General features: G+C 74.2%; 20 protein-coding genes and 1 pseudogene. 8 read left to right on the plus strand and 13 right to left on the minus strand.

All coding sequences use genetic code 11. The annotated features are described in order from the left end of the window. The first annotated feature begins 19 nt into the window (after window positions 1-19). Window positions 20-1,327, plus strand: coding sequence for a cytosine deaminase (gene codA / locus J7F03_RS26155; RefSeq protein WP_251072505.1), 1,308 nt, complete (start codon window positions 20-22; stop codon window positions 1,325-1,327). A gap of 6 nt (window positions 1,328-1,333) precedes the next feature. After that, entirely contained in the window at window positions 1,334-1,933 is a 600-nt protein-coding gene (locus J7F03_RS26160) for an HD domain-containing protein (protein WP_214953593.1), read from the plus strand. A gap of 73 nt (window positions 1,934-2,006) precedes the next feature. Here J7F03_RS26160 and J7F03_RS26165 read toward each other — a convergent pair whose 3' ends face one another. Beyond that, window positions 2,007-2,453: a DoxX family membrane protein gene (locus J7F03_RS26165; RefSeq protein WP_214953595.1), complete on the minus strand. Its 447-nt coding sequence runs from the start codon at window positions 2,451-2,453 to the stop codon at window positions 2,007-2,009. A 99-nt stretch (window positions 2,454-2,552) separates the two neighbouring features. After that, window positions 2,553-3,653, minus strand: a complete 1,101-nt coding sequence (locus J7F03_RS26170; RefSeq protein ID WP_214953597.1) for a sulfite oxidase — start codon at window positions 3,651-3,653, stop codon at window positions 2,553-2,555. Window positions 3,654-3,755: 102 nt separating this feature from the next. Here J7F03_RS26170 and J7F03_RS26175 point away from each other — a divergent pair, with 102 nt between their 5' ends. Then, window positions 3,756-4,154: an SHOCT domain-containing protein gene (locus J7F03_RS26175; protein ID WP_214953599.1), complete on the plus strand. Its 399-nt coding sequence runs from the start codon at window positions 3,756-3,758 to the stop codon at window positions 4,152-4,154. An 81-nt stretch (window positions 4,155-4,235) separates the two neighbouring features. On the opposite strand, the gene J7F03_RS26180 is transcribed toward J7F03_RS26175, so the two are convergent. After that, window positions 4,236-4,889 (minus strand): sigma-70 family RNA polymerase sigma factor, encoded by a 654-nt coding sequence (locus tag J7F03_RS26180; RefSeq protein WP_214953601.1) that lies wholly within the window; start codon window positions 4,887-4,889, stop codon window positions 4,236-4,238. A 144-nt stretch (window positions 4,890-5,033) separates the two neighbouring features. Next, on the minus strand, window positions 5,034-5,870 hold the full coding sequence (locus J7F03_RS26185; protein ID WP_251072506.1) for a hypothetical protein: 837 nt from the start codon (window positions 5,868-5,870) through the stop codon (window positions 5,034-5,036). A 304-nt stretch (window positions 5,871-6,174) separates the two neighbouring features. Between J7F03_RS26185 and J7F03_RS26190 the strand changes: the two genes are divergently transcribed. Beyond that, window positions 6,175-7,329, plus strand: a complete 1,155-nt coding sequence (locus tag J7F03_RS26190) for a nitrate/nitrite transporter (protein ID WP_251072507.1) — start codon at window positions 6,175-6,177, stop codon at window positions 7,327-7,329. After that, the gene (locus tag J7F03_RS41360; protein WP_251072508.1) at window positions 7,326-8,555 is read left to right on the plus strand and encodes a sugar ABC transporter permease; all 1,230 of its coding nucleotides are present in this window, start codon (window positions 7,326-7,328) and stop codon (window positions 8,553-8,555) included. Before J7F03_RS26190 ends, J7F03_RS41360 begins: the two co-directional genes overlap by 4 nt. An 88-nt stretch (window positions 8,556-8,643) precedes the next feature. Here J7F03_RS41360 and J7F03_RS26200 read toward each other — a convergent pair whose 3' ends face one another. Next, window positions 8,644-9,780 (minus strand): acyl-CoA dehydrogenase family protein, encoded by a 1,137-nt coding sequence (locus J7F03_RS26200; RefSeq protein ID WP_308379968.1) that lies wholly within the window; start codon window positions 9,778-9,780, stop codon window positions 8,644-8,646. A gap of 277 nt (window positions 9,781-10,057) precedes the next feature. Between J7F03_RS26200 and J7F03_RS26205 the strand changes: the two genes are divergently transcribed. Then, window positions 10,058-11,920 (plus strand): CoA transferase, encoded by a 1,863-nt coding sequence (locus J7F03_RS26205; RefSeq protein ID WP_214953605.1) that lies wholly within the window; start codon window positions 10,058-10,060, stop codon window positions 11,918-11,920. Continuing rightward, a complete protein-coding gene (locus tag J7F03_RS26210; RefSeq protein ID WP_214953607.1) occupies window positions 11,917-13,638 on the plus strand; it encodes a class I adenylate-forming enzyme family protein in 1,722 nt (573 codons plus the stop codon). The genes J7F03_RS26205 and J7F03_RS26210 overlap by 4 nt, the downstream gene beginning before the upstream one ends. 78 nt (window positions 13,639-13,716) lie before the next feature. On the opposite strand, the gene J7F03_RS26215 is transcribed toward J7F03_RS26210, so the two are convergent. The 5 genes from J7F03_RS26215 to J7F03_RS26235 all read right to left on the minus strand — a co-directional run bounded on the left by J7F03_RS26215 (window position 13,717) and on the right by J7F03_RS26235 (window position 18,190). Continuing rightward, window positions 13,717-14,535, minus strand: a complete 819-nt coding sequence (locus J7F03_RS26215) for a metal ABC transporter solute-binding protein, Zn/Mn family (RefSeq protein ID WP_214953609.1) — start codon at window positions 14,533-14,535, stop codon at window positions 13,717-13,719. Further along, entirely contained in the window at window positions 14,490-15,365 is an 876-nt protein-coding gene (locus tag J7F03_RS26220) for a metal ABC transporter permease (protein ID WP_214953611.1), read from the minus strand. Before J7F03_RS26220 ends, J7F03_RS26215 begins: the two co-directional genes overlap by 46 nt. Beyond that, window positions 15,362-15,985: a metal ABC transporter ATP-binding protein gene (locus J7F03_RS26225; protein ID WP_214953627.1), complete on the minus strand. Its 624-nt coding sequence runs from the start codon at window positions 15,983-15,985 to the stop codon at window positions 15,362-15,364. Before J7F03_RS26225 ends, J7F03_RS26220 begins: the two co-directional genes overlap by 4 nt. Window positions 15,986-16,083: 98 nt before the next feature. Next, the gene (locus tag J7F03_RS41365; RefSeq protein WP_374104392.1) at window positions 16,084-16,554 is read right to left on the minus strand and encodes a DUF998 domain-containing protein; all 471 of its coding nucleotides are present in this window, start codon (window positions 16,552-16,554) and stop codon (window positions 16,084-16,086) included. Window positions 16,555-16,675: 121 nt separating this feature from the next. After that, window positions 16,676-18,190: a SulP family inorganic anion transporter gene (locus tag J7F03_RS26235; RefSeq protein WP_214953613.1), complete on the minus strand. Its 1,515-nt coding sequence runs from the start codon at window positions 18,188-18,190 to the stop codon at window positions 16,676-16,678. 440 nt (window positions 18,191-18,630) lie between these two features. Between J7F03_RS26235 and J7F03_RS26240 the strand changes: the two genes are divergently transcribed. Further along, window positions 18,631-18,960 (plus strand): hypothetical protein, encoded by a 330-nt coding sequence (locus J7F03_RS26240; RefSeq protein ID WP_214953615.1) that lies wholly within the window; start codon window positions 18,631-18,633, stop codon window positions 18,958-18,960. Between the two features lie 233 nt (window positions 18,961-19,193). Here the strand turns inward: J7F03_RS26240 and J7F03_RS42745 are convergent, their stop codons facing one another. The 3 genes and pseudogenes from J7F03_RS42745 to J7F03_RS26255 form a co-directional block, all read right to left on the minus strand. Further along, window positions 19,194-19,262: a hypothetical protein gene (locus tag J7F03_RS42745; RefSeq protein ID WP_374104393.1), complete on the minus strand. Its 69-nt coding sequence runs from the start codon at window positions 19,260-19,262 to the stop codon at window positions 19,194-19,196. Between the two features lie 53 nt (window positions 19,263-19,315). Continuing rightward, window positions 19,316-19,846 (minus strand): annotated as a pseudogene (locus J7F03_RS26250) (IS110 family transposase); the annotation flags it as partial. Window positions 19,847-19,897: 51 nt separating this feature from the next. Further along, window positions 19,898-20,446, minus strand: coding sequence for a hypothetical protein (locus tag J7F03_RS26255; RefSeq protein ID WP_214953617.1), 549 nt, complete (start codon window positions 20,444-20,446; stop codon window positions 19,898-19,900). Window positions 20,447-20,569 lie beyond the last annotated feature (123 nt).

The raw sequence follows: 20,569 nt of genomic DNA on the forward strand, positions 1-20,569 counted from the left end.
GCGTGCGTAGGCTGGCGCCATGCGGATGATCGTCCGGGGCGCCCGGCTGCTGCACAGCGAAGGCCTGCACGACGTCGAGGTCGCGGAGGACGGCCGGATCGCGCGCGTGATCCCGTACGACGATCAGAAGGAACCACCGGCGACGGGGGTGCTGATCGAGGCCCACGGCGGTGTCCTCAGCGCCCCCTTCGTCGAACCGCACATCCACCTCGACACCGCCCTGACGGCCGGCGAGCCGCGCCCGAACGCCTCCGGGACCCTCTGGGAGGGCATCGCCTGCTGGAGCGAGCGCAAGCGGACCCTGACTCGCGAGGACGCCGTCGCGCGGGCCACCGAGGTGCTGCGCTGGCAGGCGGCGCAGGGCGTCCTGCACGTCCGCACCCACTGCGACGTCACCGACCCGGCGCTGACCGCGCTCGACGCGCTGCTGGAGGTGCGCGACCGGGTCCGGGACGTCATGACCCTGCAGATCGTCGCCTTCCCGCAGGAGGGCATCGTCTCCTTCCCCGACGGCGAGGCGCTGCTGCGCGAGGCGGTCCGGCGCGGGGCCGACGTCGTCGGCGCGATCCCGCACTTCGAGGACACCCGGGAGGACGGGGTGGCCTCGCTGTCGATCGCCTTCGCGCTGGCCGAGGAGCACGGACTGCGGATCGACGCGCACTGCGACGAGATCGACGACGAGCAGTCGCGCTTCGTGGAGGTGCTGGCCGCGCTCGCGCTGCGCTCGGGGCTGCGCGAGCGCGCGACGGCCTCGCACACGACGGCGATGGGCTCCTACGGCGGCGCGTACAGCTTCAAACTCCAGCGGCTGCTGGCGCGTTCCGGGATCAACCTCGTCTCGAACCCCTTCGCCAACCTGGGCCTCCAGGGCCGCTTCGACGCCTACCCCAAGCGGCGCGGCCTCACCCAGGTCAAGGAGATGCTGGGCGCCGGCGTGAACGTGGCCTTCGGCCACGACGACGTGATGGACCCCTGGAACGCGCTCGGGACCGGCAACCCGCTGCAGACCGCCCTCGTCGGGATCTACGCCGCCCAGCTCACGGGAGCGGACGAGGTCCCGGTGGCCTTCGAGATGGTGACCGAGCGTGCGGCGCGCGTCCTCGGCCTGTCCGCGGCGGAGTACGGCATCACCGAGGGCGCGGCGGCCTCCTTCGTCCTGCTGCCGGCCGAGACGCCCGCCGAGGCGGTCCGGCGCCAGGTCCGCCCCCGCTACGTCGTCTCGCGCGGCACCGTCCTCGCCGAGACCCCGGCGGCTCCGGCCCGGCTGCTGGCCTGGCCGGGGGAGGCGGGCCCCTCGGAGGTGGACTTCACCCGCCGCCTACGCTGACCCGCCATGACCCTTGTGACATGGACTCTTGACACTCCGTCGGCCCGCGCCGCGCTGGAGATCGCCGCCGAGTACACGGACGCGGCGCTGCTGAACCACTCCGTCCGCTCCTACGCCTTCGCCGCCGAGTACGCGGACCGGCACGGGCTCTCGTACGACCGCGAACTCCTCTACGTCAGCGCGCTGGTGCACGATCTCGGGCTGACCGCGCCCTTCGACAGCCACACCCTGCCCTTCGAGGAGGCGGGCGGGCACGTCGCCCGGGTGCTGACGGCGGGCCTGGGCTGGCCGGCGGAGCGGCGGGCGCGCGCCGAGCGGGTCATCGTGCTGCACATGCGCGACGACGTGACGGCGGCCGAGGACGTCGAGAGCCACCTGCTCCAGGTCGGCACGACCGCGGACGTCTCCGGGACCGGTGTCGGCGACGCCGACCCGGTCTTCACGGCCGCGCTCCTCGCGGAGTACCCGCGGCTCGGCTTCGGCGAGGCCTTCTTCGCGCTCGTCTCGGACCAGGCCGCGCGCAAGCCGCAGTGTGCGGCGGCGGCCTACGTGGCGAGCGGCGCGCGGGCCCGCATTGCGGCGAACCCGCTGGACCGGCAGGGCTGACAGGGCCGACAGGGATGACAAGGCGGCCGGCGGTGCCGCTCGCGCAGGCACCGCCGCCCGGTGCGGGGGAGGGTCAGAACAGCCCCAGCAGGTTGTCCAGGGACCAGACCTGCCACCCCATCGCGAAGAAGGCGACCGCGGAGATCAGGGCCATCATCAGGTTCTGCCCCTGCTCGCCCCAGTCGTGGATCATCAGCACCAGGTAGACCAGGTTGAGCAGCAGCCCGGCGATCAGGGCTATCGGGGTCAGGAACCCGGCGATGAGGCCGAGCCCGAGCGCCAGTTCCGCGTAGGCGACGAGGTAGGCCATGAAGCGCGGGTACGGCTTCACGACGAGGTCGAAGCCGCGTGTGACGAAGCCCCAGCGGTGCTCGGCGGCCACCCCGGCCGCCCAGCGGATGCCGCCTCCGCCGAACCAGTCCTTCTTGTCCTTGTGCCGCCAGCTCTCCAGCCACCACAGCCCGAGCCCGATCCGCAGAACGGCGACCCACTCGGGTCCGCCGAGCCAGATGGTCTGCATCCTCGGTTCCTTCCCTCGCAACGATCTGACGATGTGTCAGTTTCGAGGGAAGGGGACCCGCGTGGCAAGGGGTGGGCCGGGTGGGCCGGTCGGGTGGGCTCAGCAGCACTCGACGGAGACGGCCTGAACGAGGTTGTTGCCGAAGCCGCCCCGGTTCCACGGTTGTTCGAGCGGCTGGGTGCGGCCCGAGGCGTCGGTGGCGCGGACCAGGAGGGTGTGGCTGCCCGGGGCCGCCGTCCAGTCGGCGTGCCAGCCCTGCCAGGCGTACGGATGCTCCCCCGGCGACCGCACCTCGGCGTCGGCCCAGCCGCCGCCCCCGTCGGCGCTGAACTCCACGCGCACGACCGCCCCGTAGCCCGACCACGCGCGCCCGGCCAGCCGCACCGGACCCGGGCGCACGACGCGGGTGCGCGACATGAAGTCGGGGAAGCCGGGCGGGACCAGCAGGGCGCGCGGCGCGATGCGGGTGACCGGCTCGCCGGACTCCTCCGCGCTCTGCCTGAACCGGTAGGCGACGGCCTGCTGGAACCCGCCGAAGGCCGCGTCGACGAGCTCGATGTCCCGCAGCCACTTCACGTGGGCCATCCCGTACCAGCCGGGCACGACCAGCCGCAGCGGATGCCCGTGCTGCGGGGGCAGCGGCCCGCCGTTCATCGTGTGGGCGAGCAGGACGTCCGCGTCGACGGGCAACGGCAGGCTGCGCCGGTAGTCCTGCTCGACACCCCGCTCCACCCCGTGGTCGGCGCCGGTGAACACCGCCTCGACGGCGTCCGGCGCCACCCCCGCCTCGGCGAGCACCGCGCGCAGCGGCACGCCCGTCCAGTCGGCGGTGCCCACCGCCTCCAGCAGCCACGGCTGGCTCACCGGGCGAGGGGAGAGCCGGGCCCGCCCGTTGCCCGCGCACTCCATGGTGACCCGGCGGGTGACGGCGGGGAGTGCCCGCAGGTCCCGCAGGCCCAGCTCCAAGGGGTGCTCGAGGCGCCCGTGGACGGCGAGCCGCCAGCTGTCGGCCTCGCCCTCGGGGATGTCGTAGTGCGTCAGCACGTAGTGCAGGCCCGGGGGTGTGACCTCGTAGCGCATGGCCTCCAGGGGCATTCCGTGGTTGCGCGCGGCGAGCGCCAGCTCGTCCTGGCCGATGCCCTCCCCGACGCCGGCGACCCGCCCCGGCGCGCTGATCCCGCCGGGGAAGCGCTCCTCCATGCGTCCATGCTCCCGCGCGGCCGCCGGACCGGCTACTCGGCGTGCGGATCACTCGAACGGACGGTATGAATTGATCTGTCCCTTATGTGATCGGAGTGACGCATGGACGACTATCCGCTGCTCAACCTGTTCTGGACGATGCTCTGGCTCTTCCTGTGGGTGATGTGGTTCTTCCTGCTGTTCAAGGTGATCACGGACATCTTCCGCGACCACGACCTGCACGGCTGGGGCAAGGCGGGATGGCTGGTCCTGGTGCTCCTGCTGCCCTACCTCGGAGTCTTCGTCTACCTGATCGTGCGCGGCCACGGCATGGGCAAGCGGGACGTGAAGCAGGCCGAGGAGAGCGAGAGGGCCTTCCAGGACTACGTCCGGAAGGCGGCGGGCGGCTCCGGGCCCGGCCACAGCCCGATCGAGGAGCTCGCGAAACTGTCCTCCCTCAAGGAGAAGGGCGACATCACTCCGGAGGAGTTCGCCAAGGCCAAGGAGAAGCTCCTCGCCTGACCGCCTCCTCTCACCCGAGTACCCGCGCCAGGGGCCGGACCGCGTGCGGTCCGGCCCCCGCGTGCGGGTGCTCTTCGCCGGTCAGGCGGCGAGCGGGGTCTCGGCGTCCGCCAGCAGGTCGATCAGGGACGAGCGCGCGCGGGCCACGCGGGAGCGGACCGTGCCGATCGGGCAGCCGAGCATGAGGGCCGCCTCGGCGTACGGGAGCCCGAGGAGCTGGGTGAGGACGAAGACCTCGCGCCGCTCCGCGGGGATCTCCGCCAGGAGTTCCGCGAGGGCGACCCCGTCCTCGAAGCCCGGCAGACCGCGTGGCTGGGTCTGCTCGGCGGCCGTCTGCCAGTCGTCTCTGTCGGCGATCCTGGGGCGGGCCGCCTTGTGGCGGAGGCTGTCCACCACGGTGCGCCGGGCGATGGAGAGCAGCCACGTACGGGCGGAGGAGCGGCCCTCGAAGCGGTGCAGGCTGCCCAGGGCGCGCAGGAAGGTCTCCTGGGTGAGGTCTTCGGCGGACTGCGGGTCGGCGCTGAGGTAGGCGACGTAGCGGCGTACGTCGCGCTGCACGGCGCGTACGAACCGGTCCACGGCGGCGGGGTCGCCGTCGCGGGCGGCCAGCGCGAGCAGGGTGACCGCCTCGTCGGGGCCGGCGGCGTGGCGTGCGGGGGCCGGGGTCGTACCGGGGGCCGTGGTGGCGGTGGCGGCGGCGTGAGCGGTCGGGCGGGTGAGCAGGGCAGGGGTCATCGCCTGATGTCCTTCTGGGAATCCGGGATCCGGTGCCGCATGCGGGGGCACGGCGGAGCCCGCGAACGGGTACGGCCCGCCGAATGGCATGGCCGATGCCCGAGGCGCGGGGCGGTGGCCCGTCGCGCGTCGGGGAGCCGGCTGTCAGATGACAGCGGTCCCGAGAGGCGGACCCCGTGAGGTGAGGGCGTCGGCGAGCAGGAGGCTGCGCAGCGTCCGGGCCCGGTGGTCCCGGCGGCAGCGGACGCGGGGACGGTGCGCGGGCGCGGGGAGGCGGAAGGACAGGCGCAGCGGTACGAGGAGCCAGCCGGCGAAGGCGCGCAGGACGCGGAAGGCGCCCCGCTCCCCGTACGCGAGCCAGAGGCCGCAGACCAGGGCGGCGAGGAGGTGGCCGGCGAGCATGCCGAGCGGTGACATGGAGCCGGTGCCGTGTCCGGCGCCCATCGACATCGGCATCGACAGCGACGCCGACAGCGACGCCGGCATCGACGCCGGCATCGGCATCGGCATCGGCATCGACATGGGCATCGACGCCGCGCCGTCGGTCAGCGCGTGCACGGCGTGCATGGCGTGCTGGACATGGCCGCCCGCGGCCCCGCCCGTGTCCGTCAACGGCGACGGCGATTGCGGGGGGAGCGCGGGCGGGGAGCACAGCAGGTACCGGACCCACCGGTGGGCGAGCGCGCCCACGGAGTCCGGGGCCCCTAAGGAGCGGGAGGCCGACGCCGCGGCGCCGTGTGCCGTCGCGGCCGGAAGACGGTCCACCACCGCCTGAGCCAGCGAGAACCCGCTGTGCAGCGCGGCTTGGACGGCGACGGTCGCGGCGGTGACGGCCGCCAGGCCGCGCTCGCGGCCGGCGAGGACCCAGCCCACCCCGGCGCTGACGGCGACCGCCGCCGCCATCGCCCGCCACGGGACGGAAGCCCCCGACATGAGGACGTGCCCGAGGGCCGAGAGCAGCACGCAGGTGGCCGCGAACATCGCAGCCCGTACCGCGCGACAACATCGACCCGGAGTCATGGCGGGGTCATCGTTGCACCGACCCGGTGGCGGCGACAGTGGGTATCAGGCTTTCTCATGCAGCGCTCGAGCGGCATGTGTCGCACACCACAACGGACCCTGGGAACTCGGCTGTTCGCCCGTCCGACCCCTGTTCCGGACCGGAGATCCGGCAGCGGGAACGGGGTGCGCGGTGGGGGAGCGGAGTGTGTGGGCGGGGGCGGCACCCGGCGTGTCCGAGGCGGCGGCCGCGGCGTCCGACGGACCCGGGGCGAGGGCGGGCGGCATGTTGACCGCGCTGCTCACCAGCGCCATGGCCTTCTCGATGCTGCAGCTGTTCCTCTTCGGCGCGCTCGGTCCGAGGCTGGTGGCCGAGTCGGGCGTCTCGCCGGCCGTACTCGGTCTGACGACGACGGTCGGATTCGGTACGGCGGCCGTGCTGTCGCCCTTCGGCGGCCGGCTGGTGGACCGGATCGGGCCGCGGCGCTCCCTCGTCCTCCTGCTGTCGGTGTCCGCCGCGACACTCGCGCTGATCGGCGCCGCACCCGGCCCCGGCTTCCTCCTCGCCGCCGTAGCGCTGGGCGGAGTGCCCCAGGCCCTGGCCAACCCGGCGACCAACAAGGCGATCCTCGCCGCCGTCGCCCCCGCCCGGCGCGCGCAGGTGACCGGCGTGAAGCAGTCCGGCGTCCAGCTGGGGGCCTTCGCGGCCGGGCTGCCGCTCACGGCGCTGGCCGCCGCGGCCGGCTGGCGCGGGGCGGTGTGGACGGCGGCCGCCGCCGCCGCGGTGGCGGCGCTGTGGGCGCTGCGCGCCCTGCCCGCCGACCCTCCGGGTAGGCCAGCGCCGCCGCGCTCCTCGCTCGTACCCCGTGGCGACATCGCCTGGCTGGCGGTGTTCTCGCTGTTCCTGGGCTGCGGGATCGCCTCGGTCAATACGTACGTGGCCCTGTTCGGCGCACAGCGTCTCGGCATGGGCCCCACCGCGGCCGGCGCCCTGGTCGCGGTGCTCGGCGTCGCGGGCATCGGCGGCAGGGTGGGCTGGTCGAAGGCGGCCCGGCCGGGGCGCGCGCGGTGGCTTCCGGGCGGGCTGGCGGCCGGTGCGGTGGGGGCGGCCGCGCTGCTGGCGGCGGCGCTCGTCGCGGGGCCGCTGGTCTGGGCGGGCGCGGTGGCCGTCGGGGTGTTCGCCGTGTCGGCCAACGCCGTCTCGATGGTGCTGGTGATGCAGCGCTCCGCCCCCGGCCGGGCCGGGCAGGACTCCGGGCTCGTGGCCGCCGGGTTCTTCGCCGGATTCGCGCTCGGGCCACCGCTGTTCGGGCCGCTCGCGGACGCGGGGCGGTACGGGCCGGGCTGGCTGCTGGTCGCGGCCGAGTTCGCGCTGGCCTGCGCCGTCGCGACGGCGTGGGCGCTGCGGGAGCGGCGCGCGCGAGCCGTGGCCGCGGCATGAGCGGGCCGCGGTGGGCGCGGTCGGCGCTGGCGGACGTCCTCGACCGGGTCGCCGTCGGCGCGGCCGAAGCCGGGGACCGCTTCCCGCTGTACGCCGACCCGGAGACGGGACGCTGGACGACCACCGGTCGCGGATCGTGGGCCGGCGGCTTCTGGGCCGGGCTGCTGTGGCTGCGGGCCCGGCACACCGGCGCCGCGGCCGACCGGGCCGCCGCCTCCGCGTGCACCGCGCGACTGGCCGACTGGGTGGACGCGGACACCTCCACGCGCGGGCTGATCCTCTGGTACGGCACCGCGCTCGCCGCCGGTGACACCGCCGCGCGCGAGCTCCGCACGCGGGCGGCCGAAGCCTGCCTGGCGGCGATGGACGCCGAACTGGGCCTGGTGCCCTGGGGTTCGGCCTTCGGCGGCCCCCGACTCCTGGCCCGTGTGGACGGCGTCCCGGGCATGATCCCCCTCCTGGCCTCGGCGGGCCCCCGGGGCGCGACAGCAGCGGCCTCCCACCTGACCCGCCACCTGACCCTGTGCCTCCCCGCACCCGCCCCGGCCCCCGTCCCGCACCCCACGTCCGACCCCGCCCCCGCTCCCGGCCTCGGCCCCGGCCCCGTCCCGGCCTCCGGCCCTGAACAGGCCTCCGGCTTGGCCCTGGGCTCAGCCTCCGCCCCGGGCGTGGTTTCCGGGCCCGTCCCTGGCCCGGACCCGGCCTCCCGGCCCGGTCTCGTGCCGGCCTGGGGCTTCGTGGCAGGGGCGGGGTGGCGGCCATGTGGGGATCCGCCCGATGGGTGGAGTCGGGGCCGGGCCTGGCTGCTGCTCGCGCTGGCCGACGTACTGCACCGGCCCGACGTCGCCGGGCGGCTGGCGGACGGTCCGCAAGCGCCGGCGGAGCGGTTGGCCGACGTGTGGGCGGGGCCGGGCGCGGCGCTCGTCCCGCTGGCCGACGAGGCGTGGCCCGACGGCCCGTTGGACACCTCCGCCGCCGCCGTCACGGCCGTCGCGCTGCTGAAACTCGCCCGCGTCCCGGGCCCCGGCGCCGCGCGGTACGGGGCTCGCGCGGCAGCGATCCTGGAGCGGCTGGCCGACGCGCACCTGTCACGGGGCAGGTTGCTGGACGGCTGCTACGACGCCGGGAAGGGCATCGCGGTCCGGCACGAACTGGTCTGGGGCACCTTCTTCCTGGCGCTCGGGCTGGCCGAACTGACCGGGCTGCTCGACATCCGCGACATCTGACTGCCCCGCCCGCTGCCGCTGCCCCGCCCGCTGCCGCTGCCGCGCCCGCCCGCTGCCGCGCGTACCCGCGCCGCCGGCCCTGCCCCCGCTACCCCCCGTACCCCCGCAAGACCCGCCGCGCCACCCCCGTGATGTGGAGTTCGTCCGGGCCGTCGAGGATGCGGGCGGTGCGGCCCGAGCGGTAGAGGGCGGGCAGGGCGGTGTCCGGGCCGAGGCCGGCCGCGCCGTGGATCTGGATCGCGGAGTCCGTCACCTGCTGGAGCATGCGCGCGGCGGCCACCTTGGCCAACCCCACCTCGACGTGCGCGTCCAGCCCGGCGTCGATCCTGGCCACGGCCTCGTGGACGATCGGGCGCGTGGTGCGCAGGGCGAGGAGCGCCTCGAAGACGTGCTGCTGGACGAGCTGGTGGCCGCCGAGCGGCCCGCGCGAGCCCGTACGGGAGCTCGCGCGCTCGCACATGAGGTCGAAGGCGCGCTGCGCCTGCCCGAGCCAGCGCAGGCAGCGCAGCGTACGGCCCAGTTGGAGCCGTTCCCCGGCGATGTCGAGGGCCCGGCCGCGTTCGCCGAGGAGGTGGTCGGCGGGCACCGGGACCCGGTCGAACTCGATCTCCCACTGCCCGGACGCGCCGAACACGGGCAGCTCGCGCACCACCCGGAACCCGGGCGCGGAGGTGGGGACGACGAGCAGGGAGAGCCCGGTGCGGTCGGCCGGCTCCCCGTCGGTGCGGACGAGGACGGTGACCAGGCCGGCTTCGGCGGCGTGCGAGGTGAACCACTTGCGACCGCTCACCGTCCAGCTCCCGTCGGCCTGTTCGACGGCCCGGGTGGCGGTGAGGAACGGGTCGCTGCCCGGTACGTCCGGCTCCGTCATGGCGTAGCAGGCGCGCAGCTCCCCGGCCGTCAGCCGCCGCGGGTACAGGGCGCGCACCCGTTCGCTGCCGTGGCGCAGCAGCATCGTGGCGTCCAGCAGGGGAGCCGATCCCAGCGCGGCCGGTCCGTGGTCGCTCGCCCCCTCGGCCTCGGCGAGCTGCGCGTACGCGGCCAGTCCGAGCCCCTGGCCGCCCAGTTCGGCGGGGAGCGGCAGTGCCCACAGGCCCGCCGCCTTCGCCTCGCCCTGAACCTCCCGCAGGGCGGTCGCCGCCGCCGGGCCGCCCGCGTCGAGCACGGGCTCGCGGGGCATGACCCGCTCCCGCACGAAGGCCGCCACCCGGTCCCTCAACTCCACTGCGGAGGAAAGTGGTTCGCCACGGTCACGCCCCGCACCCGATCGGTATTCCGCGACTCCGGTCCGCGCCACTCCGGTCCGCGCCACTCCGATCCCCGCGACTCCGATCTCCGCCACTCGGTTCTCCACCACTTTCCTCCAGCCCGCCGGGAACCCGTGGGAACGGCAGTGCGACTGCCTCCCCGAGGAACTGGTCGGGTGCGCCCGCCCCTTGGTTCCCGCGTACGGATCAGCAGCGGCGCCGGCCCACCGCCGGGGCCCGGAGCAGAGGAGAGGCATGGCGTCACCAGTCGTCATCCGGACCGCTCGGCCGCTCGACGGCCTGCACTTCACCGCCTCGGGGCCGGCCGCCCTCACCGGCCCGGTTGCCGAGCACCTGAAGCTGCTGGGAGCCGCCGCCGGTACGGGTCCGGCCGCGCGGGGCGACGACAGGGCGGGCCGGATCACCCTGGGCGGCAGCGGCAGCGGCAGCGGCCTCGGCCCCGACCCACAGGCCACCGCCCACGCCACCGCCACCATCGCCTGGTCCGCGGCCCCGGACACCGCGAACACCCCGTCGGGCACGGGCGTCACCGACGAGGCGACCGCGCAGGCCGCCACCGGCATCATGGCCGTCCACGGCCGCCGCGACGGCGCCCCCCGCGGCCTCGCGGTCGACTACGCCCTCACCGCCACGTCCGTCCTCACCACGCAGGGCCTGCTCGCCGGACTGCTCGCCCGGGCCAGGGGCGGCTCGCCCGCCGGCGTGGACACGTGCGTCGACCGGGCCGGGCTGCTGGTCGTCTCCCAGTACCTCGCGGCGGCCGGAGCGGACGAGGGCGAAGCCGCCGAACTGGCCGCGGGCGGGCCGCCCTTCACGGCCGCCGACGGCACCCTCTTCGAGCTGGAGACCCTCGACCCGGGTGCCTGGGCCGGATTCTGGCGGGCCCTGGAGGCCCCCGCCGACGCGATACGGGCCGGCTGGCGGCCCTTCCAGTTCCGTTACGCCACCGCCTGCGCGCCCTTCCCCGACGCACTGCACGCCACCACCCGCGCACACGGCTGGCAGCGGATCCGCGACGCGGCGGCAGCCTCGGGAGCCGAGGTCTGCCGGCTGCGGAGCCTGGCCGAGCGGGCCGCCGAACACGACGGCGCGGCCCCCTGGACCCTGGCCCCCTACGCCTGCGGCCCCCGCCTCCCCGACGCAGCCCCCACCGCGCCCACGCCCGCCGCCCCCCTGGCCGGCCTGACCGTGCTGGAGGCGGGCCGCCGCATCCAGGCGCCGCTCGCGGCCCATCTGCTCGGGCTGCTCGGCGCCGAGATCGTCCGGATCGAGCCGCCGGGCGGTGACCCGCTGCGCGGCATGCCGCCCGCCTGCTCGGGCGTCTCCGCCCGCTGGCTGGCGCTGAACCGGGGCAAGCGGGCCGTGGAGATCGACATCAAGTCGCCCGGGGACCGGCTCCGGCTCCGGGAGCTGGCGGCCGGCGCCGACGTCTTCCTGCACAACTGGGCCCCGGGCAAGGCGGCCGAGCTGGGCCTCGACCACGACGACCTCGCGGCGGCCAACCCCGCGCTCGTGTACGCGTACACCGGCGGCTGGGGGACGGGCCGGATCGCCGACGCCCCGATGGGCACCGACTTCATGGTGCAGGCCCGCACCGGAGTCGGGGAGGCCGCCCGCCCCGAAGGCGAGGTGCCCGCGCCCTCCCTGATGACCCTGCTCGACGTACTGGGCGGGCTGCTCGGAACCGAGGCCGTCCTCGCGGGGCTGCTGCTGCGCGAGCGCACCGGGCGAGGCGTGCGCGTCGACTCCTCGCTGCTGGGAGCCGCCGACGTCCTCACCCTCCCGGCCCTGCGCCGGTCCGGGCGCGGGGAGAACCCCCGCCGCTCCGCCGGATTCCGTACGCCCCTGGCGACCGCTGACGGCTGGATCGCCCCCGCCGACGCGGACGCCGGCGCCTGCGCGGCGGCAGCCGCCGCCCTCGGACTCGCCGGCCTGTCCACCGAGGACGCCCTGCGCACGCTGCGCGGGCGCGGCCTGGCGGCGACCGCCGTCACCACCGACCTGGCCGACCTGCATCACGACCCGCGCTTCGCCGGCTCGATCAGCCGCGACGCGCACGGTGCCCCCGCCGTTCCCGACCCCTGGAGCTTCCGATGACCGTCGCCCTGCACGACCTGCTGCCCGCCGGCCTGCGCCGCTCCTGGGCGGTCGACGGGACGTGTCCCGACCTCGACCTCTACAGCCTCTTCCGGGCCCGCCAGATCGCCGACCTGCACCACACCGCGGTCATCGATGCCAAGGGCAAGCTCTGCTACACGGCGCTGGACCGCAAGGTGCGCTGTCTGGCCACCGGGCTGGGGGAGCTCGGCATAGGGCCGGGGGACGTGGTCGGGGTGCAGCTGCCCAGCGGACGCAACGCGGTCATCGCGGACCTGGCCCTGGCCGCCCTCGGCGCGGTGGCCCTGCCCTTCCCCGTCGGCCGCGGCAGCACGGAGGCCCGGTGCCTGCTGCGCCGGGCCGAGGCCGTCGCGGTCATCGCCGCCGTGGAGCACCGGGGCAACCGGCACGCCGCCGAGCTGCGGGACCTGGCGGCGGAACTGCCCGCGCTGCGCCACGTCATCGCCGCCGGACCGGCGGGCAGCGCCCCTGAAGGAACGATTCAGCTCGCCACGCTGCTGCGCTCCGACCCGGCCGCCTTCGTTCCCGCCCGGCCCGACCCCGACAGCGCCGCCCGCATCCTCGTCTCGTCCGGCTCGGAGGCGGAGCCGAAGATGATCGCGTACTCCCACAACGCGCTCGCCGGAGGACGCGGCAACTTCCTCGCCGCGCTGATGCCCGACGGCACGCCGCCCCGCTGCCTCTTCCTCGTACCGCTCGCCTCCGCCTTCGGCTCCAACGGCACCGCCGTCACCCTCGCCCGGCACGGCGGAACGCTCATCCTGCTCGACCACTTCACCCCCGAGGCGGCCCTCGCGGCGGTGCGCGAGCACCGGCCCACCCACATCCTCGGCGTGCCGACGATGATCCGCATGATGCTCGACCGCCTGGAGGCGGAGGCCGCGGAGAGGGGCGCGTCCGCCACCGGCACCGGACACGGCGCGGCCGCCGGTGCCGCCGAACTGCCGGCCCCCACCGCCGTGATCGTCGGCGGCGCCCCCCTCGACGAGACCACGGCCGAGCAGGCGAGCCGCGTCTTCGGCTGTCCGGTGGTCAACCTCTACGGCTCGGCCGACGGAGTCAACTGCCACACCGGCCTCGGGGCGGCCACCCCGGAAGCCGAGTCCGAGGGCGCGGGCGTCGCCGCCGGCCGGCCCGACCCCCGGGTCGCCGACATCCGCATCGCCGACACCCGGACGCACGAACCGCTCCCGGACGGCGAGGTCGGCGAGATCATCGCGCGCGGCCCCATGACCCCCATGTGCTACGTCGCCTCGCCCGACCTGGACGCCCGGTACCGCACGTCCGAGGGCTGGGTGCGCACCGGAGACCTCGGGCTCATCGACAAGGACGGCGTCCTGCACGTGGTCGGCCGGCTCAAGGACATCGTCATCCGCGGCGGCGCCAACATCAGCCCCGCCGAGGTCGAACGGGAGCTGTCCTCCCACGCCCAGGTACGGGACATCGTGTGCGTCGGCGTACCGGACGAGGTGATGGGCGAGCGGCTCGCCGCATGCGTCGTACCGCGCGGCCCGCGGACCCCCACCCTCGGCTCGCTGGGCGAACACCTCACGCTGCGCGGCCTGGAGCGGCGCAAGCACCCCGAACGCCTCCTGGTGGTGGCGGAGCTGCCGCTGACCCCGGCGGGCAAACCCGACCGGGCGGCCCTGCGCGAGCGCCTGGCGAAGGCCGGGGCGGGGGCCGGGGCGCGGGCATAGCAGAGGGCGGGGCGGTCCCGGAAGGACCGCCCCGCCCTTGACGCGCCGTGAGCTACCGCCCCGGCGTCGCCGCGCGCGTCAGGCGGCCGACCCGCCCATGGCCTTCTTCAGCTCGGCGGCCGCGTTGCGGTAGACCGGCAGCAAGTCGAGGTCCGGGCCCGGGTAGTTGACGATCTCCACCTGCCTCGCGCCCGAGTCGGGCAGGACGGTCCCGGTCGACATGTGGGCGTTGTCCAGCACCAGTGCCGGCTTCTTCGCGGACAGCTCGGCCAGCTGCACCGGGGTGACCGCCTCGGGGCCGTAGGTGCCGACCGGGGTGGCGCCGGCCAGCTTCGCGGACCAGGTCGAGAAGACCTGGCTCACGACCGCCGGGCTCTTCCCACCGGGCCACGAGGCCTGGACCTCCTTCGAGACCCGCCCGTACTCGGCTTCGAAGGCCGCCGTCCACCGTGCGGCGGCGTCCTCGGTGCCGAACAGCGCGCCCAGCCGGGCGACTTCGGACCTGACCTTGTCGGCGTCGTTGTCGAGGTTCACCTCCACCAGCTCGGCCTTCGAACCGGCGGCCTCCTTGATCTTCGCGGCGTACGGCTCGAACGGCGCGTACAGCACGAAGTCGGCCTTGGCGACGGCGGCGAGATCGGAGGGCTTGGGGTCGTAGTCCGGGGCGTGGTGCACGGACTGCGGCACGATCACCTTGACGTCCTCCGCTCCGGCGGCCTTGGCGAAGGCGCCCTCCCAGGTGGTGGTCACGACGACGACGGGCTTGCCGCCCTTGGCGGCGCCTGCGTCACCACCGCTGTCGCTGTCGCCGCAGCCGGTCACCAGGGCCAGTGCCAGGCCCAGTGCCGTGCTCAGTGCGAGGAGGGAAGTGCTGCGGACGCGGGTTCGCGGCGCCATGAGCTGATTCTCCGTTCGGGAACGAGATGGACCGCGAGGACGAGGATCCCCGCGGTGAGGACGAGGACCGGCCCGGGAGGCCAGTCCAGCCAGAGGGCGATGAGGAAGCCGGTCAGATTCACGAGGACGCCGATCGCGACCGCCCACCCCGTGATCGACCTCAGCGAGGTGCCCAGCCGGCGCGCGGCCAGGGCGGGCAGCAGGGTCAGGGCGTCGACGAGCAGGGCCCCGGTGAGCTTGATGGCCCCGGCGACCGCGACCGCGACGAGCACCAGCAGTACGGCGGTCAGCGCCCGCACCGGCACGCCCGAACACTGCGCGAGCTCACGGTCGTACAGCAGCAGCGCCACATCGCGCCGCCGCCACCAGAACAGTCCGGGTACGAGGACGGCCAGCACCCCGAGCACCACGAGGTCGGCCGTGCCGACGGACAGGATCGACCCCCACAGCAGGGCGAAAGCGCCCGAGGCGTTCACCCCGGAGACCGCCAGGACCAGGAGCGCGGCGGCGATCGCGAGGCTCATCAGCAACCCCATCGCCCCGGACAGCCCGTCCGGTGTCCGGGCCAGCGGCGCGACGCCGGCGCCGGCCAGTGCGCAGGCCACCAGCGCGCACAGCATGGGGTCCAGACCGATGAGCAGGCCGACGGCGATGCCCAGCAGCGCGACGTGCATCATCGCGAACCGCACCGGCATGATGTCCAGCCCGACGATGACCACGCCGATCACGGGCAGCCCGACGGCGGCCAGCAGCAGGGCGAAGCCCGCCCTCTGTACGGGGACCAGCTGCAGCAGGGTGCCGAGGTCGGCGCCGGCCAGGGTGGTGCTCACCGAGCCTCCCGCAGCCGGCCGGCGGCCATCTCCAGTACGCGGTCGCAGCGCTCCGCGAGCGCCCGGTCGTGGGTGACGACGACGAGGGTCACGGGCAGCGCGGTCAGTACGTCGGCCGCCTCGTCCTGACCCGCGAAGTCGAGGGCGGCGGTCGGCTCGTCGGCGAGCAGTACGCCGGCCCCCGCGGCCACGCAGCCGATGGCCCGGGCCAGGTACATCCGCTGCAACTGCCCGCCGGACAGGGTGTGCAGCGGCCGCCCGGTCAGCGGACCCACGCCCAGCCGGTCCGCGGCCTCGGCGGCCGCGCGGGGGTCACCGCTGCTGGCGAGCAGCTCGCCGCCCAGCAGGGGGAAGCGCCCGGCGGCGGGCTTCTGCGGGATCCACGCGCACGCCCGCCGCCGCCAGGCCGCGTCGGTGCGCCGGCCGCCGACCAGGATCGAGCCGCTGACCTGCCGGTGCAGTCCCAGTACGGCGCGCAGCAGGGTGGTCTTGCCCGAGCCGTTGGTCCCGGTCAGGGCGACGCGCTCGCCGGCCGCGATCTCCAGATCGACGTCGGCCACGGCCTCGACCCGCCCGTGCCGGCACCCCACCCCCTCCATCCGCACGTCCAGCCCGCCCATCCCGTACCCCTCCGCTTCCGCCTGCGCCGTGTCGTGCACGCAGGTAGTCGCGCGACGGACGGCCCGGGTTCCGGCGGTACGGGACTTCATTCGCGGGGTCAAAGACCGCGGCGGTACCGGAAGGCGGTCGCGGAGATCCGCGCCATCGCGGTGATCACACCGATGGCCAGGGTCAGGGTGCCCGCCTCGCCACCGCTCATCGCCCAGCCGTTGCCGAGCAGCGGCGCGGTGCCGGCGACGCGGGAGGTGAGGGCGCGGCCGCGGTTCCCGGCGCGGCCGAAGTGGCGGCCCAGCACGTAGCAGGCGGCGATCAGCGCGGTGAAGGTGACCGAGCCGGCGGCGAAGTGGGCGTAGCTGTGCCGGCTGAGCGAGGCGGGCATCCCGTACGGGGTGCCGACGGGGAAGCCGTCCGCCGGGTCCATCACGAAGGCTCCCGCGGCGATCATCCCGATGCGACCCGCCCCCGGGCGCGGCCGCTCCGCCGCCCCGGCCCCGCCCGCACCCCCGCGGCGGCCGACCTGTGCCCGGACACGGGCCGTCGCCGCCTGTCCTACGAGAGGGCCGAACACCTCTTCAAGCAGGCCACCAAAACCCTGGACCCCACGAACACCGGCTACACCCTGCGCCGGCTGAAGCCCGCCCGCTGACCACGGGGGACGGGCGCCCGCGCGGGCGCCGGGCGGCAGATCCTCAGTTCCCGCCGGCGAGTTCGCCGCTGAGCGTCCCGTGCAGGCGGGCGCTGGGTCCGTTCAGGCCGGTGATCTCCACGCTCTTGCCGCGCCCGGCGTAGCGGTGCTCGATCGCGTCGAGGGCGGCGACCGAGGAGGCGTCCCAGATGTGGGCGGCGGAGAGGTCGATGACCACCTTGTCCGGGTCGCCGGCGTAGTCGAACTGCTCGACCAGGTCGTTCGAGGAGGCGAAGAACAGCTCGCCGGTCACGCAGTAGACGACCTGGCCGCCGTCCGGGTCGAGGACGGCGGTGACGTTCGCCAGGTGCGCGACGCGCCTGGCGAAGATCACCATGGCGGTGACGGACCCCACGACGACGCCCACGGCCAGGTTGTGGCTGACGACCACGCACACGACGGTGACGACCATGACGGCGATCTCGCCGACGGGCATCCGCTTGAGGGTCTTCGGCGCGATGGAGTGCCAGTCGAAGGTCGCGAAGCAGACCATGACCATGACGGCGACGAGCGCCGCCATCGGGATGTCGGAGACCACCGGCCCGAAGACGATGCACAGCACCATCAGGAAGACGCCGGCGAGGAAGGTCGACAGCCGCGTCCGGGCGCCCGACACCTTCACGTTGATCATCGTCTGGCCGATCATCGCGCAGCCGCCCATGCCGCCGAAGAACCCGGTGACGATGTTCGCGATGCCTTGCCCGATGGACTCCCGCGTCTTCGAGGACCGCGTGTCGGTGATCTCGTCGACGAGCTTCGCCGTCATCAGCGACTCCATCAGCCCGACGAGCGCCATGGCCAGCGCGTACGGGGCGATGAGGGTGAGGGTGTCCAGGGTGAGCGGCACGTCCGGCAGGCCCGGCACCGGCAGCGCGGACGGCAGCGCGCCCTTGTCGCCGACGGTCGGGACCGCGATGCCCGCGGCCACGGTGATCACGGTGAGGATGACGATGGACACGAGCGGAGCCGGGACCGCCTTCGTGACCTTCGGGAAGAACACCATCAGCGCCAGCCCGGCCGCCATCAGCGGGTAGACGGCCCAGGGAACGCCGAGCAGCTCGGGGACCTGGGCCATGAAGACCAGGATGGCCAGCGAGTTGACGAAGCCGACCATCACGGAGCGCGGGATGAACCGCAGCAGCTTCGCCACGCCGAGCGCGCCGAGCACGATCTGGAAGACGCCGGCCAGGATCACCGCGGCGATCAGGTAGCCCAGCCCGTGCTCCCGGTTCAGCGGAGCGATCACGAGGGCCACGGCGCCCGTCGCGGCGGAGATCATCGCCGGACGCCCGCCGACGAACGCGATCACGACGGCCATCGTGAACGAGGCGAACAGACCGATCGCCGGATCCACCCCGGCGATGATCGAGAACGAGATCGCCTCGGGGATCAGCGCCAGCGCGACGACCAGCCCGGCGAGGACCTCGGTCCGCAAGACCTTCGGCGAGAGCCAGGCCGGCCGCGCCGGACGAAGGAAGCCGGGCAGCCGGGCGGATATGGAATCACTGGAAGAAGGCACGGGCGCACAGACCTAGGGGCTCGGGCACGCCCCAACCGGCAGGCGGGCGTGCGGAGAAGACCATCTCCGGAGACGCAGGAAGGGCCTGATCCACTGAGTGGATCAGGCCCTTGACCTGGTCTTACGAAGTCGGGGTGGCGGGATTTGAACCCACGACCTCTTCGTCCCGAATGAGGTCCCCACAAGAGTACCACCTGCGCGAACGACGTTTCCCCTGGTCAGCGCCTTGGCATCGGATGGTCTGGGGGAGTCTCAGAGGGGCTCGGGGAGCGAATCGGCTCCCAGCTGGCTCCCCGCAGCACGGCTTGCCCGGGTCCCCCTCAGGGGTGGTGTTCGGCTCTGCCGTGAACCGGCGAAGCCGCGCATGACGTGTTCTGGGCCGACACCGGCTGTGCTGGTCGTTGCTTCCCGGTCGCATCGCCTCCCCATGGAGGACTCACATGACGCGCGAGATCGGCACCACAGGCTCCAGGGACACGGAGGAAGAGTGCGTTCAGGAGGTGCCTGCACGTCCCGTAGTCTCCGCGGACACCGAGGACGGGCGCGGCCTCGTCATCATCTCGCCGTCGGAGTACGAGCGGATCCAGGCCGCCGCCGAGCTCTACGTCTTCGCCGAGCGGCGGGGGCTGCGGCTCGTACGTGCCGACGGCCCCAACGGACACCTGTTGTCGCAGGCGCTGGTGCTCGACAACGTTCTGCTGCTCCCGCCTGGCCGCCACCCGAGGGATGTGCTGCGCGACGTCGGCGCCGACTCAGTGGTGAGCCACTGATCAAGATCTGCCGAGGCACCGGCGTACACGGCAAGCCGAAGAGGCGGGAGCTGCGGCCTGAAGATCTCACCCGTCGCCGAGACTTGCTGCCAATCGTGGTCCTCGCTGCGGTCGCCACCCCCGGATGAGGGTGTTCCCGAGTGGGCAATTCAGGCCGCGTGCCTCGGCCGGATGGATCCGCTTGCCTGAACTGCATGGGCCCATGGCGTTTCTTGTCCTCGCGACTGCTCACGTCATGCCAGGTCGCCCCGGCGTACTGCTTCGACGAGGGAAGACCATGCGGCGGACGGGAAAACGATCACCGTGCCATCGGTGCGTTTCGAGTCCCGGACAGGAGCTTGGCCCGGTGGGGGGGCCTCTGTGCCATGCGCGGGGCCTTGGGGCGGATGAGTTCGACGAGTCTGCGGCGGCCGGCTTTTCGCAGGGCGGCGGGGGATCCGTGACGTTCGAGGAGCCAGGTGACGGCGGGGTGGTCCAGACGTGGCCCGAGGACTCGTTCGAGGCTGGGGTGGAACTGTGTGAGAAGGCCGCGTATCCGGTTGCTCGTGCGGGTGGCCTCGGCTGCGAGGTCCTGGTCGAAGCCGGTCAGGACGGTCAGTTCGGCGGTGATCTCGTCGGTCAGTTCCAGCGAGCGCAGGGTGTGGGGCATCGTGCGGGCGGCGTCTGCGATGACCGCGGCGTCCTTGGCGTCGGTTTTCGCCTCCCCGGGGTAGAGGTCGGCGATCCGTCGCATCGCGAGTCCGGGCAGGTAGGCGACCTGGCAGCCCGCGTCGCGGGCCACCGTCAGCGGCAGGGCACCGATCGAGGCCGGTTGGTCGACGATCACCAACACCGTGCCGAACCTCGCCCTCAGTTTCTCGAATACGGCCCGCAGTCTCGGTTCGCTCCCGGCTGTCGCGCCCCCTTGGAGCAGGGCGCGACGCCGACCGGACGGCCCTCAGGCCTGAGGCAGCACCCGCATTGCGAGTACGGAGCCGTCCTGATGGACGGAGACAGGCCCGTCCCACTCCGAATCCCAGGCGAGGAGCGGCCAGCTCCTCCGCCGGGCGTGGACCTCGGCGCGGTACTGCTCCACGCGGCCTTCTTCGAGATGGCGGAAGAGGTCCTTCGCGACGCCGGAGAATGCCTCGACCCGGGTCCTGTTGAGGCGGAAGACATGGTCGGTGCCGACGAAGTCGATGTCGAGGAGTCGCTCGTTCGCGTCCTGGACGCTGTCGGTAGCGGAGTGGGTGAGACCGGTGAAGTGCCGTTGGCCCTGCCGTTTGGTCAGGTACTGGGCCGTAGCCGCACCGTCGCCGGCGAATGCCGTCAGCCCGGCCGCGGTGGTTCGGGCGAGAACCTGCCGGAACCACGCATAGTGCTCGGGCTGCACGTGGAAGCCGGGCTGGGGCTCCGGGGTCTCCTCGCCCTCGGCGGGCGGCTGGATGCCCGGGTAGATGTTCTCGTCCTCGATGCGATGGTCAAGGCCGTCGCCAGGGGCGTCCATCCGCTGATCTTCGCTGGGTACCCCTGGCTTCAGCCAGGGGGTGAAAGTGATCCTTGGGCCGGAGGCGCGGAGCGCCGGAGTTCTCTGCGTTGTCAGTGGCCCGCACTAGACGAGTCTTTCCGA

This window comes from Streptomyces sp. ISL-43, assembly GCF_018614195.1.
In the GTDB taxonomy this organism is placed as follows: domain Bacteria; phylum Actinomycetota; class Actinomycetes; order Streptomycetales; family Streptomycetaceae; genus Streptomyces.

What these genes read in the sequence shown, in the direction of transcription:
- J7F03_RS26210 (WP_214953607.1), top strand. Translation starts at nt 11,917, where the DNA reads ATGACCGTCGCCCTGCACGACCTGCTGCCCGCCGGCCTGCGCCGCTCC.
- J7F03_RS26185 (WP_251072506.1), bottom strand. Translation starts at nt 5,870, where the DNA reads ATGTTCGCGGCCACCTGCGTGCTGCTCTCGGCCCTCGGGCACGTCCTC.
- J7F03_RS26215 (WP_214953609.1), bottom strand. Translation starts at nt 14,535, where the DNA reads ATGGCGCCGCGAACCCGCGTCCGCAGCACTTCCCTCCTCGCACTGAGC.
- J7F03_RS26160 (WP_214953593.1), top strand. Translation starts at nt 1,334, where the DNA reads ATGACCCTTGTGACATGGACTCTTGACACTCCGTCGGCCCGCGCCGCG.
- J7F03_RS26225 (WP_214953627.1), bottom strand. Translation starts at nt 15,985, where the DNA reads ATGGGCGGGCTGGACGTGCGGATGGAGGGGGTGGGGTGCCGGCACGGG.
- J7F03_RS26180 (WP_214953601.1), bottom strand. Translation starts at nt 4,889, where the DNA reads ATGACCCCTGCCCTGCTCACCCGCCCGACCGCTCACGCCGCCGCCACC.
- J7F03_RS41360 (WP_251072508.1), top strand. Translation starts at nt 7,326, where the DNA reads ATGAGCGGGCCGCGGTGGGCGCGGTCGGCGCTGGCGGACGTCCTCGAC.
- J7F03_RS26190 (WP_251072507.1), top strand. Translation starts at nt 6,175, where the DNA reads ATGTTGACCGCGCTGCTCACCAGCGCCATGGCCTTCTCGATGCTGCAG.
- J7F03_RS26255 (WP_214953617.1), bottom strand. Translation starts at nt 20,446, where the DNA reads ATGGACGCCCCTGGCGACGGCCTTGACCATCGCATCGAGGACGAGAAC.
- J7F03_RS26240 (WP_214953615.1), top strand. Translation starts at nt 18,631, where the DNA reads ATGACGCGCGAGATCGGCACCACAGGCTCCAGGGACACGGAGGAAGAG.
- J7F03_RS26170 (WP_214953597.1), bottom strand. Translation starts at nt 3,653, where the DNA reads ATGGAGGAGCGCTTCCCCGGCGGGATCAGCGCGCCGGGGCGGGTCGCC.
- codA (WP_251072505.1), top strand. Translation starts at nt 20, where the DNA reads ATGCGGATGATCGTCCGGGGCGCCCGGCTGCTGCACAGCGAAGGCCTG.
- J7F03_RS26205 (WP_214953605.1), top strand. Translation starts at nt 10,058, where the DNA reads ATGGCGTCACCAGTCGTCATCCGGACCGCTCGGCCGCTCGACGGCCTG.
- J7F03_RS26175 (WP_214953599.1), top strand. Translation starts at nt 3,756, where the DNA reads ATGGACGACTATCCGCTGCTCAACCTGTTCTGGACGATGCTCTGGCTC.
- J7F03_RS26165 (WP_214953595.1), bottom strand. Translation starts at nt 2,453, where the DNA reads ATGCAGACCATCTGGCTCGGCGGACCCGAGTGGGTCGCCGTTCTGCGG.